6 protein-coding genes are annotated in these 7,392 nt (G+C 33.0%); all 6 read left to right on the top strand.

Translation table 11 applies throughout. The features are described from left to right. Positions 1-737 precede the first annotated feature (737 nt). On the top strand, positions 738-2,684 hold the full coding sequence (thrS, locus tag ABW637_RS19570) for a threonine--tRNA ligase (RefSeq protein WP_367586413.1): 1,947 nt from the start codon (positions 738-740) through the stop codon (positions 2,682-2,684). Between the two features lie 80 nt (positions 2,685-2,764). Continuing rightward, positions 2,765-3,274, top strand: coding sequence for a translation initiation factor IF-3 (infC, locus tag ABW637_RS19565; RefSeq protein ID WP_367586419.1), 510 nt, complete (start codon positions 2,765-2,767; stop codon positions 3,272-3,274). A 67-nt stretch (positions 3,275-3,341) separates the two neighbouring features. Further along, a complete protein-coding gene (gene rpmI / locus ABW637_RS19560; protein ID WP_025743024.1) occupies positions 3,342-3,539 on the top strand; it encodes a 50S ribosomal protein L35 in 198 nt (65 codons plus the stop codon). Between the two features lie 139 nt (positions 3,540-3,678). Then, the gene (gene rplT / locus ABW637_RS19555; protein ID WP_367586412.1) at positions 3,679-4,023 is read left to right on the top strand and encodes a 50S ribosomal protein L20; all 345 of its coding nucleotides are present in this window, start codon (positions 3,679-3,681) and stop codon (positions 4,021-4,023) included. A 172-nt stretch (positions 4,024-4,195) separates the two neighbouring features. Beyond that, positions 4,196-4,600, top strand: coding sequence for a hypothetical protein (locus ABW637_RS19550; RefSeq protein WP_367586411.1), 405 nt, complete (start codon positions 4,196-4,198; stop codon positions 4,598-4,600). 6 nt (positions 4,601-4,606) lie between these two features. Continuing rightward, positions 4,607-7,369: a PAS domain-containing hybrid sensor histidine kinase/response regulator gene (locus ABW637_RS19545; RefSeq protein ID WP_367586410.1), complete on the top strand. Its 2,763-nt coding sequence runs from the start codon at positions 4,607-4,609 to the stop codon at positions 7,367-7,369. Positions 7,370-7,392: the final 23 nt, after the last annotated feature.

Raw genomic sequence — 7,392 nt, 5'->3', positions numbered from 1 at the left:
TAATATTCAAAACAATACAACGGAATTATAATCGTATCTCTATGATGTCTCTAGTCTTTATTCTTTGTATAAACTATCTCTAGTTTAATACGCGCTGTCAATCAATATATCAATGAACTTTTAATTAGTAAAGAATAACCACTATTAATAGTACCCCCTACTCTTGCTATTACCTAAGGAATCGAACCCTAAAAAAGTATCCTAAACACTCCCAAACCATCGTAATTAATACTCCTATGAACGTCGCTTATCTCTCAAAGCGGGTGCAAATATACAACCCCTTTTTAAACCACCAAAACTTTTTGAAAATTATTTTGAAAAAAGTTTTTCTGAGTAAGCCAAGCCCTAAATTCTCAATGAACATCGCAAAAAGAACCCCCTTTTTGCGGGTGCAAACATACAACCCTTTTTTAATCCAACAACACCTTTTTTAATCTTTTTTCTAATCTTTTTGCAACACCCTTAAAACATACACTTTACACACCAAAAAAAAAATTGAAAGAAGGGATAGTGATTGAAGCGGCATCCTTTTTTTTAAAAACCATATACTTCGGCAAGCTAAGCATACGCTTAAAAAAAAGATACAGCGTAAAGCACGGTCGGGATATTTTTTTATCCCGAATCCCCATCATTTAAAGCCTTTACTACTTCATATATAATTAATCCATTAAATATATACTATATTATTGTCTGGATTTTAATATCGTATTATCTTTGCTGCTTTAATTACAATAAAGATGATCAAGATTACATTACCGGATGGTTCGGTTAGAGAATACAATAGTACTGTTAGTGCTATGGATGTTGCAAAAGATATTAGTGAAGGTTTTGCCAGAAATGTGATTTCTGCAAAATTTAACGGAACTACTATCGAAACCTCTACAGAATTAACCACCGACGGTAATCTTGTTTTATTCACCTGGAGAGATGATGAAGGCAAAACAGCTTTTAGACATTCTACTTCTCATGTTTTAGCCCAAGCTCTAGAAGAATTATACCCTGGAGTTAAATTATCTATTGGTCCTGCCATTGATAATGGATTTTATTATGATGTAGATCTTGGAGACAAAACGATTTCTGAAAAAGATTTTAAATCGATCGAGGATAAAATGCTAGAGATCGCGAGAGGAAAGCATGACTTTAAAATGAGGTCGATTTCTAAAGCTGACGCGCTAGCTAAATATAAAGGAGAAGGAAACGAATATAAAGTTGAGCTGATCGAAAACTTAGAAGATGGCACCATAACTTTTTGTGACCATGATACTTTTACTGATTTATGTCGTGGTGGCCACATCCCTAACACAGGGATTATTAAAGCCGTAAAAATCATGAGTGTCGCAGGAGCATATTGGCGAGGCGATGAGAACAACACTCAGCTTACTCGTGTGTACGGAACTTCATTTCCGAAGCAAAAAGAGCTAAAAGAATATTTAGAATTACTAGAAGAAGCAAAGAAACGTGACCATAGAAAGCTTGGAAAAGAGCTAGACCTTTTTACATTTTCTCAAAAGGTAGGTCAGGGATTACCTTTATGGTTACCTAAAGGAGCAGCGTTACGCGATCGTTTGGAGCAATTTTTGAAAAAGGCACAGAAAAAAGCTGGTTATGAAATGGTCATGACTCCTCATATAGGACAAAAAGAACTGTATGTAACTTCTGGTCATTATGCTAAGTATGGAGAAGACAGCTTTCAACCGATTAATACTCCAGCTGAAGGTGAAGAATTTCTTTTAAAACCAATGAACTGCCCTCATCACTGCGAAATATACAATAGCGGACCATGGTCATACAGAGATTTACCAAAGCGCTATGCCGAATTTGGCACTGTATATAGATATGAACAAAGTGGTGAATTGCATGGATTAACCCGTGTAAGAGGGTTTACTCAAGATGACGCTCATATTTTTTGCACGCCTGACCAATTGGATCTAGAATTTAAAAAAGTAATTGATCTAGTACTGTATGTATTTGGATCTTTAGGTTTTGAAAATTTTACAGCACAAGTATCTGTAAGAGATTTAGATAATCCCGACAAATATATAGGAGACGTTACTAACTGGGAAAAAGCTGAAAATGCCATTATTAGTGCAGCCAAAGACAAAGGATTAGATTATGTAATTGAAAGTGGTGAAGCTGCTTTTTATGGTCCTAAGCTTGATTTTATGGTCAAAGATGCGCTTGGAAGAAGTTGGCAATTAGGAACTATACAGGTTGATTACAACTTACCAGAGCGCTTTGATCTCACTTATAAAGGTAGCGATAACGAATTACACAGGCCAGTAATGATTCATAGAGCTCCTTTTGGAAGTATGGAAAGATTTATCGCTATATTGCTAGAGCATACTGGAGGTAATTTCCCTCTTTGGCTAATGCCAGAGCAAGCTATTATACTCTCTATCAGCGAGAAATATGAAAAATACTCTGAAAAAGTTTTAAATTTGTTAGAAAATGACGAAATTCGCGCCCTTGCGGATCATAGAAATGAAACGATTGGTAAAAAGATCAGAGAAGCAGAAATGAATAAATTTCCTTATATTATCATAGTAGGGGAACAAGAAGCAAAAGACAATACAATATCTGTTCGTAAACATGGTGGAGAGGACTTAGGCGCAATATCTATTGAAGAGTTTTCTAAAATCGTTAAAGAAGAGATTAATAGAACATTAAAACCGTTTAACGGATAAGTACAATAAAAAATAAGTTTAATTTAAATTTTTAAGTCATAGCAATAAGAAGAAGAAGGTCTCAAAAACCACTAAGAGTAATCAAAGAAGATGCTCACAGAATCAACCATAAAATTCGTGTTGAAGAAGTGCGTCTTGTAGGTGACAATGTAGAAGTTGGTGTATACCCAACCAGAAAAGCATTACAACTTGCCGAAGAGCAAGAATTAGATCTTGTAGAAATTTCACCGAAAGCTGTACCTCCTGTTTGTAAGATAATGGATTATAAAAAATTCTTATATGAACAGAAGAAAAGAGACAAAGCCTTAAAATCTAAGGCCACTAAAGTTGTTATTAAAGAAATTAGATTCGGACCCAACACCGATGAGCATGATTATGAATTTAAGAAAAAACATGCTATCAAGTTCTTAAGTGAAGGTGCCAAACTAAAGGCGTATGTTTTCTTTAAAGGTCGCTCCATTATTTATAAAGACCAAGGTCAAATCTTACTACTTAGACTTGCTCAAGAATTAGAAGAGTATGGCAAAGTAGAACAAATGCCAAAACTGGAAGGTAAACGTATGATTATGTTTATCGCACCAAAAAAATAGAACATATATAATTGCTGGTATCAGTAATTATGACGATAATAAGTGAGATTATTAAAACAAGGATCAAATGCCTAAAATGAAAACAAAATCCAGTGCAAAAAAGCGTTTCAAGCTTACCGGTACTGGTAAACTCAAAAGAAAGCACGCTTTTAAGAGTCATATTTTGACAAAGAAATCTAAGAAGCGTAAGCTAGCTTTAACGCACTCAACGTTAGTGCATAAAAGCGATGAAAATAGTATTAAAGAGCAGTTACGTTTAAAGTAATCACTTTTTAATCAGGTTAGAATTATTATAAACCCAGGAGTTAGGCCATTATGATTATTGATTTACGAATGTAGATTTATAAATTATAAAAATATCAAGAACCGATTATCGGTCGCCTACTACTAAAAAATTTAAAATTATGCCAAGATCAGTAAATTCTGTTGCAAAAAGAGCTAGAAGAAAAAAAGTTCTTAAGCAAGCTAAAGGTTACTTTGGACGTCGTAAAAACGTTTGGACAGTAGCAAAAAATGCGGTTGACAAAGCAATGTCATATGCTTATAGAGACCGTAGAAATAAGAAGAGAACTTTCCGTGCTTTATGGATCACACGTATTAATGCGGGTGCTCGTCTACACGGGATGTCTTATTCTCAATTCATGGGAAAAGTAAAAGCTAATAATATCGAGCTAAACCGTAAGGTTCTTGCCGATTTAGCAATGAACAACCCAGAAGCTTTCAAAGCTATTGTAGAAAAAGTAAAGTAATCTTTTAATAAATAATACAATCTCACTTATATAAAAATCCCGCTCTAAAGGCGGGATTTTTTTGTTCTCATTTTTTAACAAAGTGACTTTTTGTCGATAAAAACTGTATTTAATCTGTTAAAAATACGGTTTTTCCGCATTTTATCGTTATTTTTAAGAAATTTGAATAGATATGAAAAGAAACTACCTCTTACTTACATTGGGATTATTTTTAATGAGTGATACATTAATTGCTCAAGATCATAACGCACATTCTGGAGCTCAATTAGGAGCTGAACAAATTTTTGGTTTACTAGAAATGCCTTTTCTTGCCATTGCCCTCATTTTTAGCTTTCTTACCGCTACAAGGTTAAAAGGCGGTAAATTTGGATCAGGTATGACGATGCTGGCCTGGGGCTTTGTAGTTATGGCTCTTGGACATCTTCATATGCAAATAGCACATATTTTTGGGTATAATATTTTTAATAATGTGTTTGGAGATAAAGCCGGTAATTACATTTGGTTTGTTGCCTTAATATTAACATGGGGCTTATCTGCATTAGGCTTTTACAAAATATACAAGGCCAGTAAAATATAACACATAATGATTAATTGGCTTAAAAGAATACTATCCCCTAAAACAGCCGATTTTCCGAAAGATCAAGAAGAGCAAGAAATCATTACTCTTATTGATTTTTTATGGAACAAAATTGACACACCCTCTAATGCCACTAATCTAAAAACAAAAATTAAAGTATTTAAAGGATCTACGCTTAACAAGAAAATAAAAGCGTTACCAGAATTATATCTGCTTCTAGAAGAATTTATTACAGAAAAAAATACAGTAAGCCGCCTTAATAAACAATCTATACATGATCTAATCTTTCTAAAATATAGTTCATTGTTTAAATACACCAATTTTAGATTGATATTCGAGCCTTTAAAAAAACAAGAATTAATACTGTGCAGAGTTTTTCTTATGCAAGTTTTAGAGAAGTCATCAGAACTAATTGGTAGTTATAGTGATCCCAAAATTATAAAGATTAAAAAATACTTAGACACCCCATATGATTTCCAAACTATTGATTTAATAAAAGAGCGAGCAAATTTGTTAGACTTTTCTAATCAGATTTTCTTTAAAATAAAAAATAGCTTAGGGATAAATGCAATCACCAATATTTATTTATTAATTTATAAAAAACACTTTCAATCATACCACCTTCTCGATTCTTTTACAGCGACATTAAATGTAATCCCTGAAGAAATTCTTGCAAAAGACCTTATTAATTTCCCTAGTAAGCAGCAAATGCTTAAGATGCTTCAAAAGCAACTATATAGTCTTGAAGAAATAAACGAAAGACTGACCGAAGAAATTATTGAACGTAAAAAAGTAGAAGATGAATTAAAACATAGTGAGCATCTAAAAACTACAATTTTAGAAACCGCAATGGACGGGGTTATCTTAGTAAATAGTCAAGGAACTGTACTTAACTGGAATAAACAAGCAGAGAATATACTAGAATTAAAAAGAGAGGAAACCATAGGAAAAAGCCTCTACCCTCTTGTGCCATACAAGCTTAGACAAGAGCTAAAAAGAAGTTTTAGCAATTATATAAAAACAGGAGATGATGAATTAATCAATAAACGTGTTGAAACTTCTGTAACCAGAAAAAATGGCACGTCGGTCTATGTAGAATTAACTATCATCGCTATAGAAACTAAAGGCGATTATCTATTCAATGCATTTTTTAGAGATATTACAAACAAGCGAATCATTGATAATGAAATTAGAGAAGCCAAAGTATTTGCAGAAAAATCTGCAAAGGCCAAGTCTGTATTTCTATCCAATATGAGTCATGAGATCAGAACACCCCTTAATGTAATTTTAGGGTTGACAGGAATCTTACAAAAAAGCGATTTCAACAATCCAAAGGTGGATAAAAAAAATCTAGATGGTATTCAATTCTCTGCAGAAAACCTTTTGGTGCTGATTAATGATATTCTTGATTTCTCTAAAATTGAGGCCGGGAAACTAACACTTCACAATACAGACTTCAATATTAGAGAACTTATCTCTAATATATCGAGAGGTTTTAAGATAAAGGCTGATGAAAAGGGATTAGAATATCAGATGCATATTGATCCATCTGTACCCAAATTTATTATTGGAGATCAGTTACGACTAAATCAAATCTTAATCAACTTACTAGGAAATGCCATAAAATTCACTCAAAAAGGGAAAATAATTACACAAGTAAAAACTGAAAAGATGGATAACGAGTTTATTACTATCCATTTTTCGGTAAAAGATACTGGAGTAGGAATTCCTGAGGATAAATTAGCCACTATTTTTGAAAGTTTTTATCAAGTACATAAGCCCGGAAAAAATAAAAGAGAAGGTACAGGCCTTGGGCTTTCGATTTCTAAACAACTTATAGAGCTACAAGGAGGAACACTACACGCCGAGAGTCAACCAGAAATAGGATCTACTTTTGGGTTTTCTATACAATATTCAAAAAGCAATTTAAAATCTTCCGAAATAAGTGAAACTTCGTCTACCATCGAAAACGCTAAAATCTTATCAGGGATGAAAGTTCTTGTTGTAGAAGACAATAAAATGAATCAATTCTTCATAGCACAATTGCTTTCTAATTGGAATATTGATACACATATAGCAGAAAATGGAAAAATCGCTTTAGAAAAACTTAAAGATTACACATACGACCTAATTCTTATGGATATGCACATGCCGGTATTAGATGGTCCAGAAACCGCAGAACAAATTAGACAATCAGAGAATCCAAAAATTAATCAGATCCCTATTGTCGCCTGCTCTGCCGATGTGTTTCCAGAATCTAAAAAGAGAGCCATAGAATCTGGGATGAACTTTTACATTACCAAACCAATAAGCGAAGAAGCATTAGAAGAAATACTATACAGTCTAAGACCAAAAACCTCTCAGAACACTAAATCATCATTTACCAAAGAGGATACACTAAACCTCCCTACTAAAAAAAATTGTGACCTCTCATTTTTAAGAAAAACCTTTGATAATGATCATGAAATTATTCAAAGTGTACTTCAAATATTTATAGAAGAAACTCCAGAAGATTATAACAGGTTAAGAAATGCCATCGAAAATCAAAACGGATTATTGATTAAAGAAGTTTCTCATAAACTTAAGTCCAGTTTCAAAACATTAGGCTTGCAAGAAGAATCAGCCATTTTAGAAAAAATTGAACATCTATCAAAAGAAGGGAAATTGGGTGAAATTTCAGAACTATTTTTAAAATTAGATCAATCCTACTCAAAAATAATAGAAGAAATCAAGCAGTCAATAAAGGAGTTAACCTCTTTAAATACATAAAAAGAAGATATTTTCTATTACGC

Origin of the sequence: Aquimarina penaris (genome assembly GCF_040786285.1) — a bacterium.
Lineage (GTDB): Bacteria > Bacteroidota > Bacteroidia > Flavobacteriales > Flavobacteriaceae > Aquimarina.
This window is presented reverse-complemented; position numbering and strand designations above follow the sequence as displayed.

Excerpts from the sequence above, each read along its gene's own strand:
- ABW637_RS19550 (WP_367586411.1), top strand. The coding sequence starts at position 4,196 with ATGAAAAGAAACTACCTCTTACTTACATTGGGATTATTTTTAATGAGT.
- ABW637_RS19545 (WP_367586410.1), top strand. The coding sequence starts at position 4,607 with ATGATTAATTGGCTTAAAAGAATACTATCCCCTAAAACAGCCGATTTT.
- rplT (WP_367586412.1), top strand. The coding sequence starts at position 3,679 with ATGCCAAGATCAGTAAATTCTGTTGCAAAAAGAGCTAGAAGAAAAAAA.
- thrS (WP_367586413.1), top strand. The coding sequence starts at position 738 with ATGATCAAGATTACATTACCGGATGGTTCGGTTAGAGAATACAATAGT.
- rpmI (WP_025743024.1), top strand. The coding sequence starts at position 3,342 with ATGCCTAAAATGAAAACAAAATCCAGTGCAAAAAAGCGTTTCAAGCTT.